General features: G+C 60.7%; 22 protein-coding genes. 8 read left to right on the top strand and 14 right to left on the bottom strand.

The genetic code is table 11. From position 1 onward, the window contains the following. Window positions 1–9 precede the first annotated feature (9 nt). Genes QLG10_RS00280 through QLG10_RS00260 form a run of 5 tightly spaced genes read right to left on the bottom strand, consistent with a single transcriptional unit; the run spans window position 10 to window position 10242 of the window. Window positions 10–2001 (bottom strand): vWA domain-containing protein, encoded by a 1992-nt coding sequence (locus tag QLG10_RS00280; RefSeq protein WP_177411574.1) that lies wholly within the window; start codon window positions 1999–2001, stop codon window positions 10–12. Continuing rightward, the gene (locus QLG10_RS00275) at window positions 2001–3035 is read right to left on the bottom strand and encodes a hypothetical protein (protein ID WP_282485237.1); all 1035 of its coding nucleotides are present in this window, start codon (window positions 3033–3035) and stop codon (window positions 2001–2003) included. The genes QLG10_RS00280 and QLG10_RS00275 overlap by 1 nt, the downstream gene beginning before the upstream one ends. Before the next feature lie 3 nt (window positions 3036–3038). Beyond that, window positions 3039–5750: a virulence factor SrfC family protein gene (locus tag QLG10_RS00270; RefSeq protein WP_282485236.1), complete on the bottom strand. Its 2712-nt coding sequence runs from the start codon at window positions 5748–5750 to the stop codon at window positions 3039–3041. After that, a complete protein-coding gene (locus tag QLG10_RS00265) occupies window positions 5747–8812 on the bottom strand; it encodes a virulence factor SrfB (RefSeq protein WP_110748119.1) in 3066 nt (1021 codons plus the stop codon). Before QLG10_RS00265 ends, QLG10_RS00270 begins: the two co-directional genes overlap by 4 nt. 17 nt (window positions 8813–8829) lie before the next feature. Then, window positions 8830–10242: an SrfA family protein gene (locus QLG10_RS00260; RefSeq protein ID WP_282485235.1), complete on the bottom strand. Its 1413-nt coding sequence runs from the start codon at window positions 10240–10242 to the stop codon at window positions 8830–8832. 265 nt (window positions 10243–10507) lie between these two features. Between QLG10_RS00260 and QLG10_RS00255 the strand changes: the two genes are divergently transcribed. Then, the gene (locus QLG10_RS00255; protein ID WP_110748114.1) at window positions 10508–11719 is read left to right on the top strand and encodes an aldose 1-epimerase family protein; all 1212 of its coding nucleotides are present in this window, start codon (window positions 10508–10510) and stop codon (window positions 11717–11719) included. Between the two features lie 6 nt (window positions 11720–11725). Here the strand turns inward: QLG10_RS00255 and QLG10_RS00250 are convergent, their stop codons facing one another. Continuing rightward, window positions 11726–13219, bottom strand: a complete 1494-nt coding sequence (locus QLG10_RS00250; protein WP_110748111.1) for a YifB family Mg chelatase-like AAA ATPase — start codon at window positions 13217–13219, stop codon at window positions 11726–11728. Window positions 13220–13417: 198 nt separating this feature from the next. Next, window positions 13418–13684 (bottom strand): accessory factor UbiK family protein, encoded by a 267-nt coding sequence (locus tag QLG10_RS00245; RefSeq protein WP_110748109.1) that lies wholly within the window; start codon window positions 13682–13684, stop codon window positions 13418–13420. Between the two features lie 421 nt (window positions 13685–14105). On the opposite strand from QLG10_RS00245, the gene glnK reads away from it, so the two are divergent. From glnK to sutA, 4 genes are all read left to right on the top strand, one after another. Next, window positions 14106–14444: a P-II family nitrogen regulator gene (glnK, locus tag QLG10_RS00240; protein ID WP_002555808.1), complete on the top strand. Its 339-nt coding sequence runs from the start codon at window positions 14106–14108 to the stop codon at window positions 14442–14444. 35 nt (window positions 14445–14479) lie between these two features. Continuing rightward, the gene (locus QLG10_RS00235) at window positions 14480–15817 is read left to right on the top strand and encodes an ammonium transporter (RefSeq protein ID WP_020799347.1); all 1338 of its coding nucleotides are present in this window, start codon (window positions 14480–14482) and stop codon (window positions 15815–15817) included. Between the two features lie 216 nt (window positions 15818–16033). Further along, window positions 16034–16459, top strand: coding sequence for a secondary thiamine-phosphate synthase enzyme YjbQ (locus QLG10_RS00230; protein WP_033039357.1), 426 nt, complete (start codon window positions 16034–16036; stop codon window positions 16457–16459). 101 nt (window positions 16460–16560) lie between these two features. After that, window positions 16561–16884: a transcriptional regulator SutA gene (gene sutA, locus QLG10_RS00225; RefSeq protein ID WP_007980816.1), complete on the top strand. Its 324-nt coding sequence runs from the start codon at window positions 16561–16563 to the stop codon at window positions 16882–16884. Window positions 16885–17055: 171 nt separating this feature from the next. Here the strand turns inward: sutA and QLG10_RS00220 are convergent, their stop codons facing one another. From QLG10_RS00220 to QLG10_RS00195, 6 genes are read right to left on the bottom strand one after another with little or no spacing between them, the layout of a single operon-like run. After that, a complete protein-coding gene (locus QLG10_RS00220; RefSeq protein ID WP_282485234.1) occupies window positions 17056–17772 on the bottom strand; it encodes an HAD-IA family hydrolase in 717 nt (238 codons plus the stop codon). Next, the gene (gene xerC / locus QLG10_RS00215; RefSeq protein ID WP_033039362.1) at window positions 17769–18668 is read right to left on the bottom strand and encodes a tyrosine recombinase XerC; all 900 of its coding nucleotides are present in this window, start codon (window positions 18666–18668) and stop codon (window positions 17769–17771) included. Before xerC ends, QLG10_RS00220 begins: the two co-directional genes overlap by 4 nt. 2 nt (window positions 18669–18670) lie before the next feature. Continuing rightward, entirely contained in the window at window positions 18671–19396 is a 726-nt protein-coding gene (locus QLG10_RS00210) for a DUF484 family protein (RefSeq protein ID WP_020799343.1), read from the bottom strand. 13 nt (window positions 19397–19409) lie between these two features. Then, complete coding sequence (gene dapF / locus QLG10_RS00205; RefSeq protein WP_020799342.1) at window positions 19410–20240, bottom strand: diaminopimelate epimerase; 831 nt, start codon at window positions 20238–20240, stop codon at window positions 19410–19412. Window positions 20241–20244: 4 nt separating this feature from the next. Further along, window positions 20245–21492, bottom strand: a complete 1248-nt coding sequence (gene lysA, locus QLG10_RS00200; RefSeq protein ID WP_110748099.1) for a diaminopimelate decarboxylase — start codon at window positions 21490–21492, stop codon at window positions 20245–20247. Window positions 21493–21501: 9 nt separating this feature from the next. Then, window positions 21502–21675: a lipoprotein gene (locus tag QLG10_RS00195; protein ID WP_020799340.1), complete on the bottom strand. Its 174-nt coding sequence runs from the start codon at window positions 21673–21675 to the stop codon at window positions 21502–21504. A 295-nt stretch (window positions 21676–21970) separates the two neighbouring features. Between QLG10_RS00195 and cyaY the strand changes: the two genes are divergently transcribed. From cyaY to rnk, 3 genes are all read left to right on the top strand, one after another. Further along, a complete protein-coding gene (cyaY, locus tag QLG10_RS00190; RefSeq protein WP_020799338.1) occupies window positions 21971–22303 on the top strand; it encodes an iron donor protein CyaY in 333 nt (110 codons plus the stop codon). A 4-nt stretch (window positions 22304–22307) separates the two neighbouring features. Continuing rightward, the gene (locus QLG10_RS00185; RefSeq protein WP_110748097.1) at window positions 22308–22535 is read left to right on the top strand and encodes a DUF1289 domain-containing protein; all 228 of its coding nucleotides are present in this window, start codon (window positions 22308–22310) and stop codon (window positions 22533–22535) included. Between the two features lie 153 nt (window positions 22536–22688). Next, window positions 22689–23099 carry a nucleoside diphosphate kinase regulator gene (gene rnk, locus QLG10_RS00180; RefSeq protein WP_020799336.1) on the top strand — a complete coding sequence of 137 codons (411 nt, stop codon included), beginning with the start codon at window positions 22689–22691 and terminating at the stop codon, window positions 23097–23099. A 7-nt stretch (window positions 23100–23106) separates the two neighbouring features. Here the strand turns inward: rnk and QLG10_RS00175 are convergent, their stop codons facing one another. Then, entirely contained in the window at window positions 23107–25953 is a 2847-nt protein-coding gene (locus QLG10_RS00175; RefSeq protein WP_282485233.1) for a class I adenylate cyclase, read from the bottom strand. Window positions 25954–26024 lie beyond the last annotated feature (71 nt).

Below are 26024 nucleotides of genomic sequence, written 5' to 3'. Positions count from 1 at the left end.
GGCGTCTCGTCAGGGCATCATTTCCAGCGGCACGGGGTAGACGTTGTCCCGCGCATCGCTGTCTTTGGCTAAAGCGACCCAACGGTCGACATCGGCGTTGTAACGCTGGTAATGCCGCAGTTTGGTGTTCAGCGTGCGGATGAATTTTTCCTGGGCCAGGCCATCCCAGCTCTTCCAGGTTTCTTCATCCAGGTTCAGCACTTCGCTTTGATAGGGCAGGTCTTCGAGGTATTCACCGAGGACGCCCATGTCCGCCAGTTTGGCATTGCTGTTCTGCTTGAGCTGATTGGGATCGGCGCCCATGGTCGCCGCCACCGAACGCAGGCGATTGAACATGTCCGTCGGCGAAATCAGGCCTTCGTTGGCGGCATCGAGAATCTGCTTCATCACATCGCTCAAGTCGCTGAGCTGCGACTTGGTCAGCAGCACCCGTACGTCGGTGGTCGGGATGTTCTGCTTGATCAGGTCACGGTCGGTGATCCATGCCTTGAACACTGGCGGGGCTTTGCTGTTGGTCTTCTCGCCGAGATAGGCCAGTTGCATGGCGTGGCCGATCAGCGCCGCGTCTTCGAGCATCTTTTTGTCGGCCGGGTCCTGCTTGGCGTTCGCCGCGCTGCCGATGGCGTCTTCGCCCATGTAGGCGGCTTTCACTTGTGTAGTGATCGCCCCGGCCAGTGCGTCGACCTTGCGCCCGAATTCCTGCACATCGCCAGCGTTCACCGGGTAGTACAGCGAAGTGTTGGTGCCCGGGTAGGTCGACAGGTTCTGGTATTGCGCCTCGGCCTTGGCATGGTCCTTGGCGCCCGCCGGGGTTTTCAGGTGCAGGGTGTAAATCGCCACGCCCGGGTTGGCGGCTTCCATACGCACCTGTGCGGCGCTCAAGCCGGTCTTCGACAGCTTGTCGTCGCCTTCGATGGCGCCCGCGTCGGTGATCAGCACTACGTAGCGTGCGCCGAACTGGTTCCAGTCGACCTTGTCGATGCTCTCCATGACGCCGGCAAACGAGTCTTCATCGAAGCTGCTGCTCGACACGGTGGCCTGTTTGAGGTCTTTGATCTTCGCGAAAAAGTCGGCGCTGTCTTTCACCTTGGTAGGGTCGGCGTACATCTTGGTGGTGTATTCCAGCCCTGGCACCGCCTGGGTGTTGGAGCGGAAAGCCACCAGGCCGAACTTGACCTGCTTGCCGAGGTTCTGCGCTTCGATCTTCTGGTAAACCTTGCGGATCGCCTCGCGGGTGCGGTCGATGTAGGGGTCCATCGAGATCGTCGAGTCGATGACAAATACCACGGCCGCACTGAATTCCTTCAGCTGGTTGGCTTTTTTATCTTCGGCTTCCTTGCTGCCGGCAGCGCTGTTTGCAGCACCGCCCTTGGCGTTTTTGTCATCCGGCTTGCTGACGGAGGCGACGTTGAGCAGGCGCGTGCGAAAACCGCTTTCGGTCATGACTTCTTCGCCACTGAGCACCGGCAGCAGGTAAAACTGCTTTTGCAGGTCGACGAAGTATTCAGGTTCTTCAGCCAGTACGCCCGGTGCCTGCTGGCCCTTTTTCAGCGTGGCACGCAGCGGCGCAACTTTGCTGACCGGGTCCGGCGCATCAAGGATGCCTTCGACGGTGGCGCGGTCCTTGAAGAACAGCAGCCGGTCGCGGTTGGCCGGGTTGGTGAAGGCCAGCGTCAGCTGCATCTTCCAGTCGGTGGTGCAGCTGGCAGGCAGCCAGCCAATGGTTTTGCCATAACTGTCGGGGCCGACTTTCAGCCATTCGGCATTGTTCGCTTGCGCACGTTCGTACACATAGAAGCGGCTGAAGACCGGTTGTGCTTCACCTTCGGCACCGCCCGCCGTCGAGCTGATTTTGCAGCCCGGTGTGGTCAGCACACGTTGGAACAGGGTCTTTTTACCGGCCTGGATCAGCGGTTTGTCATCGGCCTGGGACAGCGGGCTGATGCACAGCGCGAGCAAGGTAGCAGCGCTCAGCAGGAGTCGACTCATGGGTGAACGCATCACTTCTGCAACTCCTCGAAACGCTGCTTGGCTTCGGCATTGTTCGGGTCCTGGGTGAGGATGGTTTCATACCAGTAGGCGGCGGTGGCGTTGTCCGCGGCCGGGAAGCACTCGCTGGCCTTCAGGTATTTAGGGTCGTATTCGCGGGCATAGGCGTTGGCGATCAGCACGTCACCGGCCTGGGCACGATTGGCGTACAGGCGCTGGGCGACACCGCAGTGTTTACTGGCCTTGGCCTGGTCGATGATCTCCAGCAACCTGGCACTGTCGGGTGCCGCCTTGATGCAGGTCTGGACGAAGGTCAACTCGGGCAGGCTGTTCATGCTCTCGAGGGTGCAGGCTTGAGCATTGGCGCCCGCAGGTGCGGCAGGTGCGGCAGCAGTGGCTGCAACCGCAGGCGCTGGGGTGCGTTTGTAGAACCAGAATCCGGTGCCCGCCGCCAGCAGCAACACCACAATCAACAGACCGATCAGGCCTTTGTTGCTTTTTTTCACCGGTGCGGGAGGCGGCGTATAGGCGCGGTCGGTGAGTACCGATTCCAACTCCATTTCTGGCTCGGCGGTGGACAGGGTCAGTTCAGGCAGATCCGGGATCTCCGGTGCCGGTGCCGGTGCCGGTGCGCTGGGCGCCGTCAGTTCGACAGCGCCGTAAGTCGAACGTGTCTGGCCGCCGGCCGTGGACGGCAACAAGCCGACGCCTGGTCGAACCACGCCTTTGTCGGCGTGGCCTTGGCTCTGTTCACGCAATTCGATCTGGAATTGCGAGTTGGCGCCGCCCTCCAGCAGGGGGTCAACCACGTCTGGTCCGACCTGGGTTTCCAACGCTTCGCCGTTGGCCATGAGGTTGAAACGCGAGACCTTGAACCAGAATGGATTGTTGCTCCAGGCCTTGTGGTCCTGAAGGTAAAAACCGTCCTGGTTGCGCTGAATGGAAAACTCCAGCTGTTGCTCGTCACCCTGCCATTTCTTCACCGTGAGGCGGGCCTGGCCAGGCACATTGGGCTCTAACGCGAGCAGGTCGACACGAATTGGCATTGCTTATCTCGCTGCGAAGGCTGTGAGCACTTGGCCCAGCCGTTCGTTCTGTTCAGGGGTGATTTCACGTCCGGCACCATGGCCGGCATTGTCCTGCGTGATGTAGGCCAGGCCCGAAAGCCAGTCGCCCAGGTACCGTTGCGCCTGATTCGCCGGTTGCGCCGGCAGTACGGGCACTTGTCCCGGGCCAATGTCGGTGTAGAAAGAAAACAGGGGCTCCTTTGCACCGGCGCGGCTGTTCGGACGCTCGCTCACCGGTTTCTGCAGGTAGCCGAACCAGGACACGAAATCGCGCAGCACGCGCTGCACTTCCAGCACCTGGCGCTCGACCAGTTGATCGCGCCGCGCGCCACTTTGTGCGCGCTTGAGGACGGCGCGGCTCAGTTGCCCCGGCAAGTCCTGGCGATAGCCGGCGGTGATCAGTTCATCGACCACCGCTTCCAGCAAGGCCTTTTCCAGCCCCAGCAGGTTGAGCAGGCTTTGCCGGGTGGTCAGTTCACGCAGGTGCGCGATCCAGGCCTTGAACGCCGCTTTGGCGAAACGGTGCTCGTTGCTTTGCAGTTCGGGCGCCGGGGTGGCGGTTTTACTGCTGACTGGCGCGTCATGGCCCGGGTCGTCGCTGAAATCGAAATTGAAACCGGCGTCGTTGCCATAGAGGCTCTGGCTCGGTGTCGGGGTGACCGGCTCGTCGTTCACGGCCGGCTCGTCATCGGTTTCGTACACGCCGCTGAGGTACAGGTCGCGCACCTCTTCGCTCGGTATGTCGAGTTGATCGATCAATTCGCCAAGTACCGCGGGGCGACGGCCCAGGCCCGTCAGAATCATTTGCGCCTTGGCTTTCTTGGCTGCCGCGGCGCCGTCGTCGTCAGCGTGGTACCAGGTGCTCAGGCCGTGAGTGGTCAGGCCTTCGAGGCATTCGCTCAATTGCTCGCGGATACGCTGCAGTTTAAATTCGATATTGGCCACGCCCTTGAAACTACCGCTGAAGTGGCTGATGCCACCGTCGTCGTTGCGCAGCATTTCTGTCCAGGCGTTAACCGGGTTCTTGATGTGTTTGCACACCAGCGCGTTGCTGGCGAAGCTGGTGCCCAGCGCGCTGACACGTTCCTGATAGATGGCATTGAGGCCGGTTTCCGCACCCGTCGCGTCTTGCCCGATGAACGCCGCATCCATGCGCGGCTTGCGCACCAGGTAGGTGTTCTGGAACGGTGTGCCGGCCCAGTCGTTCATCCAGCTCAGGCTGCCGAAACGCTCCAGCATGGTCAGCTTGACCATGCCGTTCCAGCTCTCGTCGTACTGATCGGGTGTCAGGCTCAGGGAGTTGGTAATGCGCAGGTCGAGCATGGTCAGCGCCCAGATCAGGCCGGTATCGCGCTTGCTGCGAGCAACCGAGTCGGCGCCCTGGGTTTTTTCGATCCAGCGGGTCAGCACCGGGCCCACGTCGTTGACGTCGCTCTGCTTGGTCGAACTGGTGCAGACCACCAGTGCGTTCATTTCCTGGTTGTCGGTGTAGCGTTCGAACAGGTAGGCGACCTTGCCGCGCAGGATCAGCTGGGAAACGGAATTGTCCTTGGCGCTGGATTGCGGGTCGTTGGAATCGGCGATCTCGTGCAGTTTCTGGCGCCCGCGATAACCGGGGAAATCCAGCAGGTCGACCTGATTGACGATGTCATCTACCGGCGCCTCGATCAGGCGGAAGGTCATTTCGGCGGTCAGTGCCGCCAGTTGCGCGACCGCAATTGCCTGACTGTTTTGCAGGCGATCGCCAACCAGCGGCCGAACCTCGATCGGCAAGTCCAGCGGGCTGCCGAAGCGTTCGAGGATGTCGACGTTCATGATGCTGTCGCGCTGGCTGTAGGTGTCGTTGTCGAAACTCACCAAGGCCTTCAACGGTGCGAACACGGTCTCGGGCAGACCCAGCTTGTGCAGTGCGCCGGCCAGTTTCTGGTACACGCGTGTCAACTCGCTTTGCTCACCCCAGAGGATCGAAAACAGCTCGGCCCGCTCCTGGAAATTCAGCCGTGGCGCCAGCTGCAACGCTTTGGGCCAGTACAAGTGCTCAAGTTTCTTCACTGAGTTGCGAAAATTGTCGCGCAGGTAATCCCACAACGACACCAGATCGTCGGCGTTGACGCCCGCTTGCAGCGGCCCGGTTTCGCGGCCTTCGAACGGTTTGAGCACGCGCTGGATGCGCTCTTCGTCGATCTCGTAGGAAATCCGCTCAAGGTCGAAATCCTTGAACCAGGCGTTGGCGAGAATCTTCGCCAGCTCGATTTCCTTGAACAACGTTAGTTCTACCGGGAAATCCTTGTCCTGGCTTTCCGTCGCCCGACGGCTGAAACGCGTGACCAGGCCGGTGGCTTCCTTGCCTCCACCCACCGGGTTGATGTGTTTGATGAAGTCCAGGCGATGGTCGCCGAACTCGGTTTCCAGCTTGCCGTTCTGACCGGCGGCGAGGGCCGAAATCAGGTAGGACTTGCCGGCCTGGGACAAGCCGAAAAAGCCAATGGTCATCGGCGTGCAGGCCACGCGACCGAGGCTTTGAGCCAGGTTGCGGGCGCGGTGCAGGCGAATGTTCAGGTTGTCGGCTTCGCTGTCCAGGCGTGGCGCATTGCCGCGCGTCTGTTCAATCCAGTCCAGCGCCTGACCGGCGCCTTCATAAACAGCGGCCCAACTGGCAGAGAGCTGAGTTTGATCGGGGGTCAGGTCATTCATTTGCGTTTCACACTTCCACTGTCGAGCCAGTACTTGGTCTCGCTCAGGCCGGCGTCGAGCATGGTGTTGAGTTCCAGCTCGAGGTCGCTGCGCGGGTTGAAGTTGACGTTGTTACTGTTGGATTCGATGTCGCGAACCGAGAGGCGGTCGCTGACCAGATCCTGCTTGCGCGTGTATTTGTCCGCCGGTTTGACCTCGAACCGCACCTTGAGCAGCGGGGCGCTGCCATTTTCGCCGGTCGCCCGGGAAAACTTCTCCCGACCCGCCTTGGTGAACCGCAAGGTGTACAACGGCGAAGCGGCCCAGCGTTCGGTGGCCAACTGGCGGAAACCGAGGCGAAGGTCGCCGCGCATTTCCAACTGCGGTGTGTCGGCGGCGTCGCCAACGCCAATTTCCGGTAGCTTGATTTTATAGTCTTCGGACTGGATGTCGCGGTACAGCACGTCGGCATCCTTGATCACGTTGTTCAGATCGATGACGCCGATATGCTTGACCGTCGAATAGGGCTTGAGCGCCGATGCCCGGAAGTAGAAGTTCGGCACGCTGTGGTTGGCGCACAACAGGCAGAGCATGGCGCCGACCGAGGCGGTGCTTTTCGGGTCGTCGATCCGGCCGTTCTTGTGAAACGGATACCAGCCGCCGGTGCGGTAGTTTTGCAGCGCCAGAATGCGCCCCGGTGGCAGCGGCAACAGCTTGCGAATGAACGCCTGGATGCCGGGCAGGCGTGAAGGGCGGCCGGTCAGCAGCAAGACGTCACAGGGGTAATGCGCGACCACTTCACACAGCGCACCCAGGATCTTGGTGATGTTGATCTGGTCGTTGAGGAACGCGGCATGGAGCTTTTGCAGGTCGAAGCTGATCGGTGCGTCATACAGGTCGAAACGGCTCTGGGCGCCGACATCGCGACGCACGGCGACATTGACGTAGTCGAGCACGGTCTGGCTGATGGCATTGTCACCGAGCAATTGGCGGTAGCTTTGCGGGATGACTTCTTGCGGGACTTGCGGATCGTAATGCTCGTACGCCTTGAGCAGCGCCAGGCCCAGCGGGACGAACACCTGGAGGTTCAATTGCTGACGCAGGATCATGTCCTGGGCACTGACCGATTCATCGCCACACAGCCGTGACATCAATGAGTTCGGGGCCTTCACGCCAGCGTTCTGCAAGGCTTTTTCGAAACTCGGCAGGACGAAGTCCTGGATCACGTCCAGCAGGATGTCGTCGCCGGCCACTTTGAAACCATCGCGAAAACGCTGTTCCGGCACGATGTGCACGTTGCTGCCGCTGCCGGTATTGCCCGCGCGGTCGAGGCGATAGTCGGTGATCACCAGGTCGGTGGTGCCACCGCCGATGTCGATGGTCGCGAGGGTGATGCGTTGGCGGTCGACCTTGTCCGGCCGGGCGATGGTGTCAAAAAACTCTTCCGGGTGGCCGGCGAAGTTCTCGTTGACCTCGGTGTACAGGTACACCAACTGGCCGCAGGACGCTTCGTCCCATTCCACGCGGATACTCGGGATCGGCGTGCGCGGACTGACGGCCTGATCCAGATGTGGATCTTCCTCGCCGGCATGCCAGCCGAGGCTTTTCCATACCAGGCCGATGGCTTGCAGCATGCGTTCGTTGAGGATACTGCGCTCGGCCTGCGGCATGCCCGGCGGCACGGTCAGGGTAATGCTGTTGAGCTGGCGCGGCACGCGGGTATGACCCTGGCGCGAACGCTGGGCCGGGCTGTTGATTTGCGACAGCGCCTGGGCCAGTACTTCGGCGAGCATGAAGGTCATTAGCGAGCTGCGTGAGTAACGCGGCATGAACACCGGCAGACGATCGTCTTCTTCGAGGCTGTAAAGCGCCTCGCCGGTTTCGTTGATCAGGTGCGAGAACGGCGCGGCGGTGGCGTACGGCTCATTGTCGGTCTTTATGTACGAGCAGTTGAAACGCCAGCCGTGGCCATAGGCGTTTTCGTCCCACAGATAGCGTTTCGGACTGGACAGGCCCGTGGAGCCTTCGGTGCCGCGACGACGACTGGCCAGACGACTGGCCTCATTGCCGACACGGGCAATCGTCGCCCATTGGAACGCATCGTGACGACCGCTCTTGACCGAGCAGTGGTCCTTGCCGAAGTACGCCTGGGAGAACTCCACGCGGCTTTCAAACGGCAGGTTATAGGTGTGTTCGGGGGTGATCAGGTCACGCAGTTCCAGCACGTAGTTCTGCTTCAGTCCGGAGCCGGCCTGACCGTGGTTTTCGATCAGGATGCCGCAGGTGCGGGAGTTGCCGACGTCCAGCACCAGGTCCACCGGTATCGGTTTGACCAGGCCATTGCTGTCGTTGGCGACCACTTTCAGCTCGGGGATTTCAACTTTCGCCCGGGCCTTCGATTCCTGGGCGGCTGACGGTTTGCTCAACAGGCTGAGCAAGTTGAGGTAGTGCGCCAGGTGATGGTTGGCGCGGATATCGATGTCCAGCTCTGCGCGCGAACGGTGGGCATTGCCCTCATTGAACACTTCCAGCAACCACTCGTTGACCCACGGCTGCGCCAGGAACCAGCGGGTTTCGCTAGCCTTGGTCGCCAGTTTGAAAGACACGCCGGAGCTGATGTCTTCATCGTTCGGCGCCAGATAGGCAGTGCCGTCACGCTTGGGCATCACACGGCTGTCGAACGCCATCGTCAGGCGGTGGGTATTACCGTCGATGTCGGGAGTCGCCAATTTCACCAAGCGCATGCGCGACCAGTTGGTCGGACCTTCGTCGAAGCGATGCGGCGGCATGAAGCGGAAAAACGGGACCGGCAGCCAGATGCCGTCGAGCAAATCGAGGCTGCTTTTCATGTCGACGCTGAACGCCGGTTTGGCTTTTTCGACCTTTTCCGGTTCGGGTTCGTAGAAAAAGAAGTCTTTCTCTTCGTTGTACGCCAGGCGACAGATCAGCCCGCTGATCATCGGTGCGAACTCGCCCGCCGGTTCCTTGCGGGGATCCAGGCGCAGGGCGAAATCCATGAACTGGATGCCGGTGTCGCTGACCAGCGTGACGGTGTCTTCGAATTGAGTGACTTCAGGCAACATGTCGGGTTATTCCGTCTTTATTCGGCCACTTGCCGCATGGACATGGGGAATTGTTCTTTTCCGTAACCGCCGGTGCAGTCCGCGATCGTGGTCGCCCCTTTGCGGCAGCTGACCTTGGGCATGTCGTAAGTGCTGCCATCGCCGCAAACGGCCTGGCCCTGGCTGTCGATGGCCAGGCTGCCACCCTTCATAGTAGCGCTCACCGGCCCGCTGCATTTCGAACCGTCGGCCTGGTGCACGGTGACCTGGCCCTTGCCGTCCTTGAGCTGGTACTCCAGACGCAGCGGTTTGCCGGTTCTGCGGTCCTGTATCCCGGCGCCTGCGCTGTACTGGCCATCGAGAAACTTGGCAGCACCGTCGGCGGCGTCTGGCGGGATGCTCAGGGGCGGGCCGGATTTGGCAGCGGCGGGTTTTTCTGCCTCGGGCGATGTGACATCCGGCGGCGCGGTTTTGTTTTCGGGTGTCGCGGTTTTGTTTTCGGCTGCCGGGTCCTTGGCTGGATCTTTGGCTGGGTCGGCCGCTGCGGCATCAGCCTCAGTGCCTTTGGCCAGGTCGGCCGCCGCTGCATCAGCCTCGGTGCCTTCGACTGGCGGCGCCTCTACGTCATGGGTTCCGGTCACGGCGGTACCGATGCCGGTTCCAGTGCTGGAGCCTATAACGGTGCCTGTCACCGGGACGCCATTGACCGTCGTGACATTGCCAGTCTTTGGCGGCTCTTCCAGCTGTTTTTCTACTGGCACAACGCTATCTGGCAGCAAATCTACCGCCACCAACGGAATCGGAACGCACCCTCGCAGGCCGAGCAACAGCCACAAAAGCAAGAGCAATAGCGGCAGCAACAGCCACCACCACCAGCGACGCCACCATGGACGAGCAACCACCGGCATAACCGGCGCGACAACAGGCGGTTCGACCTCGGGTGGCAGCGTGAACGCGGGTGGGACCTGATAGAGGCAGTGCAGGGGATCGCTATTGCCGGTACCGGCATGCTCGAAACCCCAGAAGGTCAGCACCGGTTTGCCTTGCACCAGGTAAACGAAGTTTTCGTCCGGGAAATGAATCACGCGCTTGAGTAGCTTGCCGAACACGGCTTTGTCGCCTTGCGGCTGTTCGGCGGAGTCCGTACCCAGGAAACGCTGGCTCAATTCTTCGAGCGCGGTCTTCAAGGCCTCAAGCTGGCGGCGGGCTGGGGCGCGTTCTTCTTCGGTCGCGCTGCTCCACGGAATCACGTCGCCGTCGAGGGCGCTGTACCAATCGATCCGGTTGCCGAGTTCATCGCTTTGAGGGATGGCCAGATGATCGACCAACTCGGGGTTCTTGCGGCGAATGGCTTCGCGCAATTGCAGGGCTGCCCGGTAGACCGGTTGACCTGTTTCGCCGAGGGCAGTGAATGACCCGCTCTTACCGCTGCGTAATAGTGCCCCGCGCATTCAAACTCCATACGATCCGTTGCGCAAAAATGACAGACAGGTGTGTCTGTACGTGCTCCTGCATTTGGCGGGCGGCCTTAATGCCATGATGATATCACCGCCTGTCTGCCGGAGGTTTAAACCTTATGAGACTAACGTAAGCGTGCGGAGGTTGCATAAGGTCAATATTAATTGACTTGGGAAGGCTCGAGCGTGGGCTTTTTAAGCTTGCTGAATCGTTTCATCAGCGCTATAAAAAATGCACAACTCCAAGAAAGGCTTCCCCATGACCTCGCTCAAACTCCTCGTTGTCCTTGGCGGGCTGTCCGCCTCCCACGCCATGGCCTGGGATTACGTCCTGCTCGATAGCAATAAAGCTGCGCAAAACTGGCAGATCACCAGCCAGCAACTCGGTGTGAAAACCGACCAACCCTTCTCCGTCACTCTTCGTACCCTGCACGGCGGTCGGCAAGAGGGTGTCAGCATCGTCGACATCGATAACGGCCAGATGAAACTCTCCGTGGTGCCGACTCGCGGGATGAACGTGTTGCAGGCGTCGGTCGGTAGTGTGCGCATGGGCTGGGATTCGCCGGTCAAGGAAGTGGTCAATCCGTCCTTTATCGAACTTAATGGCCGCGGTGGCCTGGGCTGGCTGGAAGGTTTCAATGAGCTGGTCACCCGCTGCGGCTACGAATGGGTTGGCCACCCCGGCGTCGACAACGGCGAACTGCTGACCCTGCACGGTCGGGCCGCGAATATTCCTGCGAGCACAGTCACCCTGCACATCGATGAAAAACCACCGTACGCCATCACCTTGCGCGGTGAACTGAAAGAGCAGGCGTTCAAGAAAGTCGACTTCTCCGTGGCGACTGAACTGGTCACCGAGCCCGGCAGCGTAACGTTCGCTCTCAACGACACCCTGACCAACAACGGTGACTATCCGAAGGAATACCAGGCGCTGTATCACAGCAACTTCAGTACGCCGTTCCTGGAACAGGGCGCCCGCTTCGTCGCGCCGGTGAAACAGGTCTCACCGTTCAACGATAAAGCCAAAGGCGATTTGTCGGACTGGCAAACCTACCGCGCACCGACCAAGGACTACGACGAGACGGTTTACAACGTGGTGCCGTATGCCGATGCCCAGGGCGATACGTTGACCGTGTTGCATGACAAGGCCGGTAGCCTTGGAGTTTCGGTCGGCTTCAACACTCAGACACTGCCCGTGTTCTCCCTGTGGAAAAACACCGACACCCAAGGCCAGGGCTATGTCACGGGACTGGAACCGGGAACAAGTTTTTCCTACAACCGCCGTTATCAGCGGCCACTGAACCTGGTGCCGACCATTGGGCCGAAGGAACACAAGCAGTTCCGCATCAACTACAGCTTGCTGGCGGATAAGGCGGCTGTGGATAAGGCCTTGAAGCAGGTGAGCGAGATTCAGGCGGGGCGGGAAACTGAGGTGCGGCAGACGCCGTTGGTTGATCTAACCAAAGGGTGATGCCGGCTAGAGCGTTGTCGGCCGATATTGCAGCGCCTCGGCCAAATGTTCGCGTCCGATTCCATCGGCTTGTTCCAGGTCCGCCAGCGTGCGCGCAACTTTGAGCAATCGGTGCGCTGAACGCAGGGAAAGGTTTAGCCGTTCACAAGCGGTTTCCAGCCAGTTTTCATCGACGGTGGATAACTTGCAGTGCTTACGCAGCGCCGGTAGATCGAGAAAGGCATTGGCACAGCCCTGACGCTTCTGCTGGCGCTCGCGTGCCTTGGCCACTATCAATGCAGCGCTGGCGCTGTCCTCCCCCGGTTTCACGGGGGGATTCAGCGCCGTGGCCTCCCGTGCGACGGTCAGGTGCAAGTCGATCCGATCCAGCAGTGGGCCCGACAGCTTGTTGCGGTAACGTTGCACCATGTCCGGTGTGCAGGAGCAGCGGCCCGTGGGTTCACCAAGATATCCACAGGGGCACGGATTCATCGCCGCCACCAACTGGAACCGTGCTGGAAACCGCACGCGATCCTTCGCCCGGGAAATCACGATATGCCCGGACTCCAGTGGCTCTCTTAAAACTTCCAGCACCCGGCGTTCAAACTCCGGAAGTTCGTCCAGAAACAGGACGCCATGGTGGGCGAGGGTGATCTCGCCCGGCTGCGGTTTCGAGCCGCCACCCACCAGTGCGGGGCCTGAGGCAGAGTGGTGGGGTTGGCGAAACGGCCGATGCGGCCAATGGCTCAGCGGCACGCAACTGGTGACGGATTGAATCGCCGCCACCTCCAGGGCTTCGCTTTCGGAGAGCGGCGGCAGTAGCCCGGGCAGGCGACTCGCCAACAGCGTTTTTCCGGTTCCAGGCGGCCCGCTGAACAGCAGGTTATGAGCGCCTGCAGCAGCAATCACCAGCGCCCGTTTGGCCGCCAGCTGTCCCTGCACTTCATTCAAATCGGGATAGGGTTTGCTGGCGTAGAGCAAACCATTGGAGACGTAAGGCTCGATCGGCGTATGCCCATTGAAATGCGCGACAGCCTCCAGCAAATGATCCACCGCAATCACTTTCAAGCCCGACGCCAGGCACGCTTCCTCGGCATTGGCCCGTGGTACCACCAACGATCGCCCGGCCTTGCGCGCCGCCAAAGCCGCCGGCAATACACCGCGCACAGCCCGGACCGCGCCAGACAATGCCAGCTCCCCCAGGCACTCCACATCATCGAGCGTCAACGTCGGCACCTGCACGCTCGCCGAAAGAATCCCCAGCGCAATCGCCAGATCGAAGCGCCCGCCATCCTTGGGCAAATCCGCTGGGGCCAGGTTCAGCGTGATGCGCCGCGGCGGAAACTGCAGCCCCGAATTGATGATCGCACTGCGCACCCGGTCCTTGCTTTCCTTAACCGCCGCCTCGGGCAGGCCGACCATGGTCAGCGATGGCAAGCCATTGGCCAGGTGGACTTCAACAGTGACAGCGGGCGCATCCACGCCAATCTGGGCGCGGCTGTGGACGATGGAGAGGGACATGGTCGTTCCTTGAGGTGACGGAGGCCGCTTCCTGCGGGTTTTTCAAGGGTAGACGTGGGAGAGGGGATTGGTGGAGTGGTTAGGGGGGCAAACTTTCACGGGATATTACGGCGACGCTCCGCGTCGCTTCAGAGGCGGAACGCGGAGCGTCCCTGGAAGCATTCCCACGCAGAGCATGGGAAGGATCAGTTACTTCAGTTATTCGGTTTGCGCTGGTGGGCTCATCTTCGCTTCCAGCTCCGCCACTTTCGCCTCAAGAGCCTCCAACCGTGCCCGGGTGCGCGCCAATACGACCATCTGGCTATCGAACTCTTCGCGGCTGACCAGATCCAGCTTGCTGAATCCGCTCTGCAACAATGCCTTGAACTGGCTTTCGATTTCGCTTTTCGGCAGTGGAGTGTCGCCGCTGAAGAGGCGGGAGGCGGTGCCTGTCAGGGCGTCGAGGAAGTCTTTGGGCGCGAGCATGGGGGAATGTCCTGGTAGCAATGACGGGCAGTGTATCACGCAGTGTCTATAGTCAAATTCGCGGGCAAGGGATGCACGCTTTTCGCGCATGGGGACGGACGGTATCGCACCGTTGTTGTGCGTAACGCAGTAGATGGTGTTGCGAAGTGGTCGCGATCTGTCGGCAAAGTATTGAAAAGCATGTGTTTTGTGGAGATGGCAAGGTTTCTGCTTAGATGCTGGTGACCCATGCACTGATGCAGTCGCTGTGACGAATGCAGTGCGCCAGGCGAGACGCGGGGAGTGTTTCGCAAGGAGCGGTTAGCTGGCGTCGAACGGGCAGGTAAGGCCGACGATGCGTTACAAAGCCAGGCACTGCGCTTAGACTTGAGACGGGTTTGTTTTCCTGGGGCAAGTCCACCAAATTCGGGAGAGAGTTTTCATGAAGCTAGTCACTGCCATCATCAAGCCGTTCAAGTTGGACGACGTGCGCGAGTCGTTGTCCGAGATCGGCGTGCAGGGCATTACCGTTACTGAAGTCAAAGGCTTCGGTCGGCAGAAGGGTCACACCGAGCTGTATCGCGGCGCGGAGTACGTGGTCGATTTCCTGCCAAAGGTGAAGATTGATGTCGCCATTGACGACAAGGATCTCGACCGGGTTATCGAGGCGATAACCAAGGCGGCCAACACCGGCAAGATCGGTGACGGCAAGATCTTCGTGGTCAATCTGGAACAGGCGATTCGCATCCGTACCGGCGAAACCGATACCGACGCAATCTAAGCCGCCACAAACCCAACGCCCCAGGAGAAAACAAAATGACTCTGCGTAAATTCGCAGGGCTAGGAGCCCTGTTGTCCTTCGTAATGCCCAGCCTGGCCTTGGCGGCAGACGAAGTGGCGGCCCCAGTCCTCAACTCCGGCGACACCGCCTGGATGTTGACCTCGACAGCCCTCGTGCTGTTCATGACCATTCCCGGCCTCGCGCTGTTCTACGGCGGCATGGTGCGCTCCAAAAACATTCTGTCGGTGATGATGCAGTGCTTCGCCATTACCGGCCTGATCAGCGTCCTGTGGGTCATTTATGGCTACAGCATCGCGTTCGACACCACTGGCATGGAGCAGGGCGTCGTCAACTTCAACTCCTTCTTCGGTGGCATGGGCAAGGCTTTCCTCGCCGGTGTCACGCCATCCAGCCTGACCGGTCCTGCGGCGCTGTTCCCTGAGGCGGTGTTCATCACCTTCCAGATGACGTTCGCCATCATTACCCCGGCGCTGATCGTCGGTGCCTTCGCCGAGCGCATGAAGTTCTCCGCGATGCTGATCTTCATGGGCATCTGGTTCACCCTGGTGTATGCACCGATCGCGCACATGGTCTGGTCCGGCAACGGCGGCCTGATGTGGGACTGGGGCGTGCTGGACTTCGCTGGCGGCACCGTGGTGCACATCAACGCCGGTGTGGCCGGTCTGATTGCCTGCCTGGTACTGGGCAAACGCAAAGGTTTCCCGACCACGCCGATGGCCCCGCACAACCTGGGTTACACCTTGATGGGCGCGGCGATGCTGTGGGTCGGCTGGTTCGGTTTCAACGCCGGTTCCGCTGCGGCGGCCAATGGCACTGCCGGCATGGCGATGCTGGTCACTCAGATCGCGACCGCCGCCGCTGCGCTGGGATGGATGTTCGCCGAGTGGGTCACCCACGGCAAGCCAAGCGCATTGGGTATCGCTTCGGGTGTCGTGGCCGGTCTGGTTGCGATCACTCCTGCTGCTGGCACCGTGGGCCCGATGGGTGCCCTGGTTATCGGCCTGGCAGCGGGTGTGGTGTGTTTCTTCTGCGCCACTACCCTGAAACGCAAGCTCGGCTATGACGACTCCCTGGACGCCTTCGGCGTGCACGGTATCGGCGGTATCCTCGGCGCGATCCTGACCGGTGTATTCGCTGCACCGTCCCTGGGCGGCTTCGGCACCGTGACCGACATCGCCGCACAAGTATGGATTCAGTGCAAAGGCGTGGGCTTCACGGTGATCTACACCGCGATCGTCACCTTCATCATCCTCAAGGTCCTGGACGCCGTCATGGGCCTGCGGATCACCGAGGAAGAAGAAGCGGTCGGCATCGATCTGGCGCTTCACAACGAACGCGGCTACAACTTGTAAGCACGCGCATGAAAAAATCTTGCCCGGCTTGCCGGGCATTTTTTCGTCTGGAGTTTGTCATTGAAGCAAAGGCTGAAAGGTTTTTTCTTACAGCTTTTGCGACGTTTGCGACGCGTGTTTTTGTGCCGCCAATGGCTTACATGATTGAAGGATGATCAGGGCCTTTGTTTTTTCCCAGAGCGCGCTAGAATGCGCCCCGGACGTGCGGAGAACTGTATGTGGCAACAGACTCTGATAACCCTTCGGGCGAGGCCCCGGGGCTTTCATCTGGTAACGGACGAGTTACTCGCTGGCCTGCCTGAACTCAAGGCGTGCCGGGTCGGTCTGTTGCATTTGTGGATACAGCATACCTCGGCGTCGTTGACCATCAACGAGAACGCCGATCCGGCGGTACGTCGCGACTTCGAACGATTTTTCAATCGTCTGATCCCACAAGGAACAGACGGCTATGAGCATAACGACGAAGGCCTGGACGACCTCCCGGCGCATTTCAAGGCCAGTGTGCTTGGCTGTCAGCTCAGTTTGCCGATTTCGGCGGGTCGACTGGCGTTAGGGACCTGGCAAGGCGTTTACCTGGGCGAGCACCGTGATCATGGCGGTGCCCGTAAAGTCCTCGCCACCTTGCACGGTGAAGGGGCATAACCGCTGGTCAGCAGCGGCTGTTGATTTTTTTCCGGCAGCCTTCGACAGAGGGCAAAGCTGGGCTATAACTAATCTGCTTTTCGCAAGTCATGAGGTAGAACATGAGCGACGATGATCTGGAAAACGACGACCTCGAAGTAGGCGACGACGACGAAACCGAAGAAGGTCTGGAAGCAGCGGCGGAAGACGTCGCTGAAGACGACGGCGGTGATGCCCCCGTTCCGACCGCCAAAGGCAAAGCCAAGGCAGCGGTATCGGTCGATGAGCTGCCGAGTGTCGAAGCCAAGAACAAGGAACGTGACGCCCTGGCCAAGGCCATGGAAGAGTTCCTGGCTCGTGGTGGCAAGGTGCAGGAAGTGGAGGCCAATGTGGTCGCCGATCCTCCCAAGAAGCCAGACAACAAGTACGGCAGCCGGCCTATCTAAGGCAGCTAAGCGCTTGTTGAAAAAGCCCGCCGTCGCTGCGGGCTTTTTCATGCCTGAAATAAAACCCTCAGGCTTGAGACGATCTCTGTAGGAGCCGGCTTGCTGGCGATTGCGTTTTATCATTCAACAACGATATTGACTGACCTGTCGTCATCGCCAGCAAGCCGGCTCCTACAGGTTCGATGTGGCGCCGGCATTCCACCGCGCCAACAACGCTGGCAACTCGGTCAGGCTGCGGATCTCTGCATCCGGCAAACGCTCGGCCTCCCAGACCTTGCCCGCCGGGTTGAACCAGATCGCCCGCAACCCTGCCTGTTGCGCACCGGCAATGTCATCCCCTGGATGATCACCGATATGCACCGCCGTCTCTGCGGTTGCACCACCGCGCTGCAGCGCTTCATGGAACAGGCGCGCATCGGGTTTGGCGACGCCGATGTCTTCGGCGCACAACGCAAACTTGAAGTAGTCCGCCAGCCCCAACCGGCGCACGTCGGCGTTGCCGTTGGTGACCACGCCAAGGGTGTAATGGTTGGCCAGTGCCTGGAGGGTGGGTTGCACCTCCGGGAAGATTTCCAGCTGATGCCGGGCATGCAGGAACACTTCGAAGCTCTGATCGGCCAGGTCCGACGCTTCAGCGGGAGCGTATCCGGCTTCTTCCAATGCGTGAAACAACACGCGCCGGCGCAGGGCACTGATACGGTGCTTGAGGTTTGGCTCGATGGTCAGGATGCGTTCGCGAATGGCCCACAAATGCTCCACCGGGACCGCCCCAAGGTTGGGCGCATGTTCAGTCAGCCATTCGCGCAATACGGCTTCGGCGCTGACGATCACCGGGGCGGTGTCCCACAGAGTGTCATCGAGGTCGAAAGTGATCAGTTGGAGAGTCATGAATCGTCGCCTTTAATGCGTTTGGCCCGTGGGTGGGCGCTGTCGTAGACGGTTGCCAGGTGCTGGAAATCCAGATGGGTGTAGATCTGGGTGGTCTTGATATCCGAGTGGCCGAGCAGTTCCTGCACCGCCCGCAGGTCCTGGGAGGACTCCAGCAAGTGGCTGGCGAAGGAATGTCGCAACATGTGTGGGTGCAGGTTTTGCCCCAGTTCGCGTTCGCCCGCCGCCTTGACCCGCAACTGGATCGCCCGCGGTCCCAGGCGCCGGCCTTGCTGGCTGACGAACACCGCATCGTCTGCCGGATTGGCCAGGGCTCGCAGTGGCAGCCACTGTTCCAGCGCCTCGCGAGCTTTTTTGCCCACAGGTAGCAGACGGGTCTTGCTGCCCTTGCCGTGCACCTGGACCATGCCGTCCGCCAAATCCAGCTGATCGAGATTGAGCCCGGTCAGCTCCGACAAGCGCAGTCCGGAGGAGTAGAACAGCTCAAGGATCGCCTGATCCCGGCGCGCCAGGAAGTCGTCTTCTACTCCGCCTTCCAGCAGTTGCAGCGCACGATCAGTATCGAGGGTCTTCGGCAAGCGGCGCTCGCCCTTGGGCGGTGCGAGGCCATTGGCCGGATCGTGGTCGCAGAGACCTTCGCGGTTCAGGTAGTGATAAAGCCCGCGTACTGCCGACAGAAGACGCGCCAGGCTGCGCGACGATTGGCCTTGTGAATGCAGGCGGGCGACCAGGCTACGCAGGCGCTGGATGTCCAGGGCCGCCCAACTGGCGATGTTCTGTTTGACGCACCAGTCCAGCACTTTGTCGAGGTCGCGGCGATAGGCCGATAGCGTGTGCGGCGACACCTGCCGCTCACTGCGCAGGTGTTCGCAGTAAGCGTCCAGTTGCCGTTCCATTTTCAGCGTACCGAGCGCAGGGAGCTGTTGAACCGTGGCAGCACGCGGCCCATGACTTCGGCGATGTAGCTCAGGAACAGCGTGCCCACCGAGCTCTTGTAGTGCTGCGGATCACGGCTGGCGATGGCCAGTATGCCGTGGATGCCTTGATGGCTGATGGCAACGACGGCGGTGGAGCCAATCTGCTTGCGCTGTTCTTCGCCGAACAGAAAGTCCAGTTCATGCTCGCGCAGGGTGCCGCTGACGCTCTTTTCTTCCTGCAGCAAACCACCGATGGCCACTTGTGCCTCGGCGTGGGTCACCCAGCGGCCCACCGGCATGGCGTTGTCGCCCAGCAGGATGAGGCTGACGAAGGGGACCTGGAAGTCCTGGCGCAGGCTGTCTTCGACGCAGATCACCACGTCTTCGAGGCTCGTCGCGTCGAGCAGGGCGAGAATCAGGCGGCGGGTCTTGTCGAACAGGCGGTCATTGTCGCGGGCCACATCCATCAGGTGCGAGAGGCGATGACGCAGTTCTATGTTGCGGTCGCGCAGGATGGTCATCTGCCGCTCCACCAGCGAAACGGTATCACCGCGCCGGTGGGGGATGCGCAAGGATGCAAGCAGGTCTTCGTGCTCGACGAAGAAGTCCGGATGAGCCTCCAGGTACGCGGCAATGGCCGCCGCCTCCAGGCTTTCGGACGGTGATTCGTCGGGCTGTCGGGCGGGTACCTGAGGCTTATCGGTCATGGTTGTGGCTCACTCAAAGACGCACTTGTCCTTCATAAACGCGCACTGCCGGGCCGGTCATCATGACCGGTTGGCCAGGGCCTGCCCATTCAATGGACAAGCGCCCGCCAGGCAGGTCGATCAGTAGTGGCGAATCCATCCACCCCTGGCTGATCGCAGCGACTGCGGCGGCGCAGGCGCCGGTACCGCAGGCCTGGGTTTCACCAGCCCCGCGCTCCCAGACGCGCAACTGCGCACGGCTCCGGTCGATAACCTGGAGAAAACCGACATTGACCCGTGCCGGGAAGCGCGGGTGATGCTCGATTTTCGGCCCCAGTTCATGCACCGGTGCGTTGTTGATATCGCTGACCCGCACCACGGCATGGGGGTTGCCCATGGACACGGCGGCCAATTCGACGGGCGTGCCATCGACGTCGACCTGATAGTTCAGGGCCTGTTCTTGCGCCTGGAACGGAATGTCGGCCGGCACCAGGCGTGGAGCGCCCATGTTGACACTGATCTGGCCATCGCTGCGAACATCGAGCTCGATAATGCCGCTTTTGGTTTCGACACGGATCTGCCGTTTTGCGGTCAGGCGCTTATCGAGCACAAAACGGGCGAAACAGCGTGCACCGTTGCCGCACTGTTCCACTTCGGAGCCGTCGGAGTTGAAGATCCGATAGCGGAAGTCAACGTCCGGGTTGCTCGGAGCTTCGACGATCAGCAGTTGGTCGAAACCGATGCCGGTATGCCGATCGCCCCATTGCTTGGCATGCTTGGGCAGTATATGCGCGTGCTGGCTGACCAGGTCGAGGACCATGAAGTCATTGCCCAGGCCGTGCATCTTGGTAAAACGCAGCAGCATGGTTTTACTCCGGCAGCAGGCTTTCGCCGGCGAACAACTCGGCTACCGTCTCACGGCGACGTACTTCAAATGCCTGATCACCGTCCACCAACACTTCGGCGGCGCGGCCGCGGGTGTTGTAGTTGGAGCTCATGACAAACCCATAGGCGCCAGCCGAATGCACGGCCAGCAGGTCACCTTCTTCCAGGGCAAGCTCACGTTCCTTGGCCAGGAAATCGCCGGTCTCGCAGATCGGGCCGACGATGTCGTAGGGACGCGCGGCGGTATTGCGCGGGCGCACGGCGGTGACGTCCATCCAGGCCTGGTAAAGCGCCGGGCGGATCAGGTCGTTCATGGCCGCGTCGACAATGGCGAAATCCTTGTGCTCGGTGTGCTTGAGGTACTCGACCTGGGTCAGCAGCACGCCAGCGTTGGCGACGATGAAGCGGCCCGGTTCGAAGACCAGCGCCAGGTCACGACCGTCGAGGCGCTCACGCACGGCCTTGATGTAGTCGCCAGCCAATGGCGGCTCTTCATCGCGATAACGCACACCCAGGCCACCACCGAGGTCGATGTGACGCAGGTAGATGCCGCAGTCACCGAGGCGGTCGACCAGGCCCAACAGGCGATCGAGGGCGTCGATGAACGGTGGCAGGGTGGTCAGTTGCGAGCCGATATGGCAATCGACGCCAACCACTTCCAGGTTAGGCAGTTGGGCGGCTCGCACGTACACGTCTTCGGCGTCGGCGATGGCGATGCCGAACTTGTTCTCTTTGAGACCGGTGGAAATGTACGGGTGGGTACCGGCATCGACGTCCGGGTTGACGCGCAGGGAGATCGGCGCACGAACACCGAGCTCGGCGGCCACCACTTGCAGGCGTTCCAGCTCGTCGGTGGATTCGACGTTGAAGCAATGCACGCCGACTTCCAGCGCACGACGCATGTCGTCGCGGGTCTTGCCGACGCCGGAGAACACGATCTTGTCGGCGCTGCCGCCAGCGGCCAGCACACGTTCCAGTTCGCCACGGGAAACGATGTCGAAACCGGCGCCAAGACGCGCCAGGACGTTCAGCACGCCCAGGTTGGAGTTGGCCTTGACCGCAAAGCAAACCAGGTGAGGCATACCGACCAGGGCATCGGCATAAGCCAGGTATTGGGCCTCGATGTGCGCACGCGAGTAGACGTAGGTCGGTGTACCAAAGCGATCGGCAATAGCAGACAGTGCAACACCTTCCGCGAACAGTTCACCGTCACGGTAGTTAAAAGCGTCCATGATGTTCCCTTATTGGTAGACGTCGTGCTTGTGCGACTTGGAGGGCTGCTTTTGCGAGGACTTGGCTTGCTCTGCAGGGTCCTGATCTTCATCGGGAAGGTACAGCGGGCCTTTTTGACCGCAGGCCGACACAAGGCAGGCAACCGCGAGGAGCGCAGCAAGGGAAGAGATCAGGCGCTTCATGGCGAAATCCTTGAAAATGCATTAATTGCGCCGGAGTATACCGGCCACCCGGCAGCTTGCCTATGCGACGGGGCTCCCGTCCGGCGGGCCTTGCAAGATCCCAGTCGGTATCATGGAGTCCCTGTGGGAGCGAGCCTGCTCGCGAAAACGGTGGGTCGGGCAGCTATGATGTTGCATGTGCCGACCTCTTCGCGAGCAGGCTCGCTCCCACAATTCGTAATCCTTTGCATTCGGCAAGCAGCGTCCGTATCTTGCGGCGCTTGAGCCTGATCAGACATTTTTTGAGGTTGCCGCAATGAGTTTGTCCGAAGCCCGTTTCCACGATCTGGTCGATGCCACCCAGGAAAAACTGGAAGACATCTTTGACGAAAGCGACCTGGATATCGATCTGGAGAGTTCGGCCGGTGTGCTGACCGTCAAATTTGAAAACGGCACCGCACTGATTTTCAGTCGCCAGGAGCCCCTGCGCCAACTGTGGCTGGCAGCTGTGTCCGGCGGCTTCCACTTCGACTACGACGAAGAAAGCGAACGCTGGATGTGCGACAAGAGCGAAGAGCAGTTGGGCGAAATGCTTGAACGCATCGTCAAGCAGCAGGCTGACGTCGAACTCGATTTCGAAGGCCTGTAACCTCGTGACCCAGTCCGCGCCTGCTCGCCCTCCCAAGCCGCTTTACAGCAACGTCAGCCCGGCGGTGCCTTCACCGTGCAGCGGCGTGTGTCGACTGGACGAGCAGAAGGTCTGTCTCGGGTGTTTCCGTCATGTGGAAGACATCCGCGAATGGCGCTCGGCGGATGACGAGCGCCGCCGGGTGATCTGCGCCCAGGCCTCTCAACGCAAAACTACCGCCAATCCCCGGTAGGGGCACACAGCCGTACGCCGGTGGCGGCTTGTATATTTTTTGAGCTGTGATAGTGTCCAGAAACGCCTCAACCCATCGAGGCTTGTGAAAACCCCGCCTTTTTCTGGCGGGGTTTTGCTTTTTTCGTGCAGAAGAAAGGAGTCTGCCCTGATCATGACCGCACCTTCCATCACCCTTACCCGTCTGGACGTTCAGCGTCTGGAGCGTCTGATCGACAGCCTGGATGAATCGCTGCCGGGCGTTATCGCGCTGCAAACCGAACTGGATCGCGCCGATACAGTGGTCGGCCACGATGAAGTGCCCGCCGATGTCGTGACCATGAATTCCCGCGTGCATTGCCGTGAAGAAGGCAGTGGCAAGGACTACCACCTGACGCTTGTGTATCCGAAGGATGCCAACGCCGATGAAGGCAAGATTTCCATTCTGGCGCCAGTCGGCAGCGCGTTGCTGGGCCTGAAAGTCGGCCAGCACATCGATTGGCCGGCACCGGGCGGCAAGACGTTGAAACTGACCCTGCTTGAAGTCGAATCGCAGCCAGCCAATGGCGGCTCCTTCCCCGAGTGACGCCCCTTCAGACCTGCCCGAGCGCCTCGTTCAATGCGCGCTCCAGGTCGGCCTTGTAGCGCAGGTACAGATTGCTTGACCCCTGACCATCACCGAGCAGGCCTGACAGGTCCAGATCGGTGATGTAGCAGCGGTAGCGTTCGGTCTCGTGGCGCTGCTCGACGATTTCCCGGGCGACCACGCTGAACAGCTGGTCGCCATGTTCCAGCTCGCTAAACTCCCGCTGATTGCAATACAACGTGACCTGCAACTTGCCCGGCGCGGCTTTGCCGACGATCGCCTGTACGTCATAGAAGGGTTTGTTGGCCGGGGTTTGCGGTGCCGACCGCGCATCCACCCGCCGCGCCCGGCCCGTACCCGAAGGCAGCAGTTGGTAATACCGGGTGTCCAGGTTCGCAGGCTGAGCCGTGTCCATCGGCAACGCGGCGTCGCGCCGGTACTGGATCGATTGCAGGAAACGCTGCAGCGGCACCAGCAGGCTTTGCTCGTCATGCCACGGCAGCCGTTGCTGCCACAAGGCATTGAATTCATCGAGCACGTACAGATCTGCCTGCGCTTCATTGACCCGGTAGAACACCTGGATGCAGTCCGGCCGACCCATCGGCAGCAGCAAGGACAGGTCGTGGTCGTCCAATGCCATCGGGTCCAGGTGCAGCGGGCTGTAGCTCGTCCGGTCTTCCCCGAGGCAGTCCAGCAGTCCCGGCAGCGTGGCTTGAGCGATGTGCTTGACCTGGCCGGGTATCAGCTCAAGCACGTGGTAATGCTGCTGGACCTGGATCAGATAGCGATGATTGAGATTGCTCAGCAGCAGGTTCTGCGCGGTTTCGAGAATGTCTTCGACGCGCTGGGCAATGAATTGCGCGCGGTTGTGACAAAAACAACGCACTCTCAACCTGGGTTGGCGTGGCCCACCCGGCAGAGCGTTGAGATAGTCGCGCAGGCAATCAAGCAGTGCGTGGGGACCGTCGTAGCGGCTGATCAGCACCTCGTTCCAACTGTTGAGCGTGACCTGATCCAGGGTCAGCACCAGGTTTTCCTTTACGCCTGCGTAGCTCAAGGAGTCGGTGCGCTCGGTGGTCATCAGAATGTTCAGTTCGCGGTGGTGCTTGAGCGGATCGATGCCAACGTTTACCAGGATAAGCACTTCGCTGGGCGCGCTGGCGCGCAGCAGGGCTTTTTCGGCGACGGTCGGCAGTGGCAGGGGAATGCTTTGTTGCAGGCTGCCAAGCAGGTTGAACAGCTCGAATTCGCTGAGGTCGCTGCTGCCCGGGTGCAAGGCCAGGCGCGTGCTGCTGTCGATCACGCCGTTGCGGTGGCACCAGGTGAGTAGCTCGATTAAATGGCGACTGCGTTTGATCGGGGCGAAATGTTCCCACTCAAGGGCGGTGAGGCTGCCGTTGTACAAGCCCCACTGGCTTTGGTCCGGTTCTTTCCTGCTCGGCGCGTACACCAGCGTCAGGGTGTCTTCGGCCAGGTCAGGGGCAATTCCGGGGTTGATGAACTCGACCTTGTTCGCCTTGCGTTCAAACGCTGCGTACAGTCGTCTGCCCAGTATGCTGAGGTCGCGCTTGTTGATCGGGCTGATGGTTTGTTCATGGCGGGCAAACTGGGTCAGGAAGCGATAGCTGAAATTCAGTTCGTTGACCAGGGCCCGGCGCTCCGAGATGACCTGGCGCACTTTCCACTGGCTGCGGCTATCCAGCAGGGCCAACTGGCGCTGATCCCATTGCCATTCGCGGGCCAGGCGCTCAAGTAATGAGCGTTGCCAGCCCTGGGTGCGCCCACTGCTGCCGGTGAGTTTGCGGTTGACCTTCAAGTACAGCGCTCGGCGCACCAACTCCAGACGCTGCGGTTCGTTGCGGGCGATGAGATACTGTGCGATGCGCCGATAGACCACGACGTACGGGTCCAGCTCATCGAGGTCGAGCCGATTGGCGAACACCTCCTGTTTGAAACGCAGGCTCAGGCATTGGACTCCGGGGTGTTCGCTGGCGTACACCTCGATCAGCAGGAGTTTGAGCACCGATTTGTACGGCGACTCGATGCCCTTGAACAACTGCCAGAGCCCGGCACCAATGAACTCGCCGGGCGGAATGCGGGCCAGATGGCCCAGGTCCAGGGTTTCATCGGCGCGAATGAAGCGCTTGGACGTCAGGGTATGGGTGTACTGGGCATAGTTGGCTTCCTCATACACCGGCACCAGCCACCAGATTGGCGTGCGCCCTGCCAGCCAGATCGCAGTGCGATAGAACTCGTCCAGCAGCAGATAATGCTGGGTGGTGCCGCAGTCTTCCGAACTCAATTGGCCGTCGCGCTCGCCTTGTACGAAGCGGACCGGATCGATCAGGAAAAAGTGCGCTTCGGCGCCCTGGGTCGCAGCCCAGGCTTCGAGCAGTTGGCATTTGCGGCGCAACTCGGTCAGTTCGTTTTCGCCCAGGTCCGGACTGTGGCAGACCCACACGTCCATATCGCTCTGGTCGGCCTGGGCCAGGGTGCCGAGGCTACCCATCAGGAACAGGCCGTGAATCGGCCGTGGTGGATTGCTGCCGTGGCGCGGCTTATAGGAAAAGGAGCGGGTCAAGCGCTGGGCTTCGGCGAGGACGTTGGCATCCGGCTCGAAATTCGACAGCCCGGCCGGCGTGCTGCCCGAAACGTAACCCGGCAGCAGTGGGTGATTGACATGGAAGAACAGCGGCAGGAGGTTCAATACCCCTTGCTGGCGCGTCGACAACCCTTCCATCGCACGGGCCATGCGCCCTTCGTTGAGCTTGAGGAAGCGTGCGCGCAGTTGGCTGAGCACCTTGCGGTCAATTCCCTGGTCCAGATCGGGGCGGATTTCATGGGTGCGGGTCATGTCAGCTCAAACCGGCTCGCAGGGCTCGGACGTGGAGGCTCTCGGGATGAGAAGCAGTTTAGCGCCTGGGC

This window comes from Pseudomonas sp. V98_8, from assembly GCF_029967975.1.
Taxonomy (GTDB): domain Bacteria; phylum Pseudomonadota; class Gammaproteobacteria; order Pseudomonadales; family Pseudomonadaceae; genus Aquipseudomonas; species Aquipseudomonas umsongensis.
This window is presented reverse-complemented; position numbering and strand designations above follow the sequence as displayed.

Excerpts from the sequence above, each read along its gene's own strand:
- QLG10_RS00270 (WP_282485236.1), bottom strand. The coding sequence starts at position 5,750 with ATGAATGACCTGACCCCCGATCAAACTCAGCTCTCTGCCAGTTGGGCC.
- QLG10_RS00230 (WP_033039357.1), top strand. The coding sequence starts at position 16,034 with ATGTGGCAACAGACTCTGATAACCCTTCGGGCGAGGCCCCGGGGCTTT.
- QLG10_RS00235 (WP_020799347.1), top strand. The coding sequence starts at position 14,480 with ATGACTCTGCGTAAATTCGCAGGGCTAGGAGCCCTGTTGTCCTTCGTA.
- lysA (WP_110748099.1), bottom strand. The coding sequence starts at position 21,492 with ATGGACGCTTTTAACTACCGTGACGGTGAACTGTTCGCGGAAGGTGTT.
- QLG10_RS00255 (WP_110748114.1), top strand. The coding sequence starts at position 10,508 with ATGACCTCGCTCAAACTCCTCGTTGTCCTTGGCGGGCTGTCCGCCTCC.
- QLG10_RS00175 (WP_282485233.1), bottom strand. The coding sequence starts at position 25,953 with ATGACCCGCACCCATGAAATCCGCCCCGATCTGGACCAGGGAATTGAC.
- sutA (WP_007980816.1), top strand. The coding sequence starts at position 16,561 with ATGAGCGACGATGATCTGGAAAACGACGACCTCGAAGTAGGCGACGAC.
- QLG10_RS00260 (WP_282485235.1), bottom strand. The coding sequence starts at position 10,242 with ATGCGCGGGGCACTATTACGCAGCGGTAAGAGCGGGTCATTCACTGCC.
- QLG10_RS00250 (WP_110748111.1), bottom strand. The coding sequence starts at position 13,219 with ATGTCCCTCTCCATCGTCCACAGCCGCGCCCAGATTGGCGTGGATGCG.
- glnK (WP_002555808.1), top strand. The coding sequence starts at position 14,106 with ATGAAGCTAGTCACTGCCATCATCAAGCCGTTCAAGTTGGACGACGTG.
- QLG10_RS00265 (WP_110748119.1), bottom strand. The coding sequence starts at position 8,812 with ATGTTGCCTGAAGTCACTCAATTCGAAGACACCGTCACGCTGGTCAGC.
- rnk (WP_020799336.1), top strand. The coding sequence starts at position 22,689 with ATGACCGCACCTTCCATCACCCTTACCCGTCTGGACGTTCAGCGTCTG.
- xerC (WP_033039362.1), bottom strand. The coding sequence starts at position 18,668 with ATGGAACGGCAACTGGACGCTTACTGCGAACACCTGCGCAGTGAGCGG.
- QLG10_RS00245 (WP_110748109.1), bottom strand. The coding sequence starts at position 13,684 with ATGCTCGCGCCCAAAGACTTCCTCGACGCCCTGACAGGCACCGCCTCC.
- cyaY (WP_020799338.1), top strand. The coding sequence starts at position 21,971 with ATGAGTTTGTCCGAAGCCCGTTTCCACGATCTGGTCGATGCCACCCAG.
- QLG10_RS00275 (WP_282485237.1), bottom strand. The coding sequence starts at position 3,035 with ATGCCAATTCGTGTCGACCTGCTCGCGTTAGAGCCCAATGTGCCTGGC.
- QLG10_RS00210 (WP_020799343.1), bottom strand. The coding sequence starts at position 19,396 with ATGACCGATAAGCCTCAGGTACCCGCCCGACAGCCCGACGAATCACCG.
- QLG10_RS00195 (WP_020799340.1), bottom strand. The coding sequence starts at position 21,675 with ATGAAGCGCCTGATCTCTTCCCTTGCTGCGCTCCTCGCGGTTGCCTGC.
- QLG10_RS00220 (WP_282485234.1), bottom strand. The coding sequence starts at position 17,772 with ATGACTCTCCAACTGATCACTTTCGACCTCGATGACACTCTGTGGGAC.
- dapF (WP_020799342.1), bottom strand. The coding sequence starts at position 20,240 with ATGCTGCTGCGTTTTACCAAGATGCACGGCCTGGGCAATGACTTCATG.
- QLG10_RS00280 (WP_177411574.1), bottom strand. The coding sequence starts at position 2,001 with ATGCGTTCACCCATGAGTCGACTCCTGCTGAGCGCTGCTACCTTGCTC.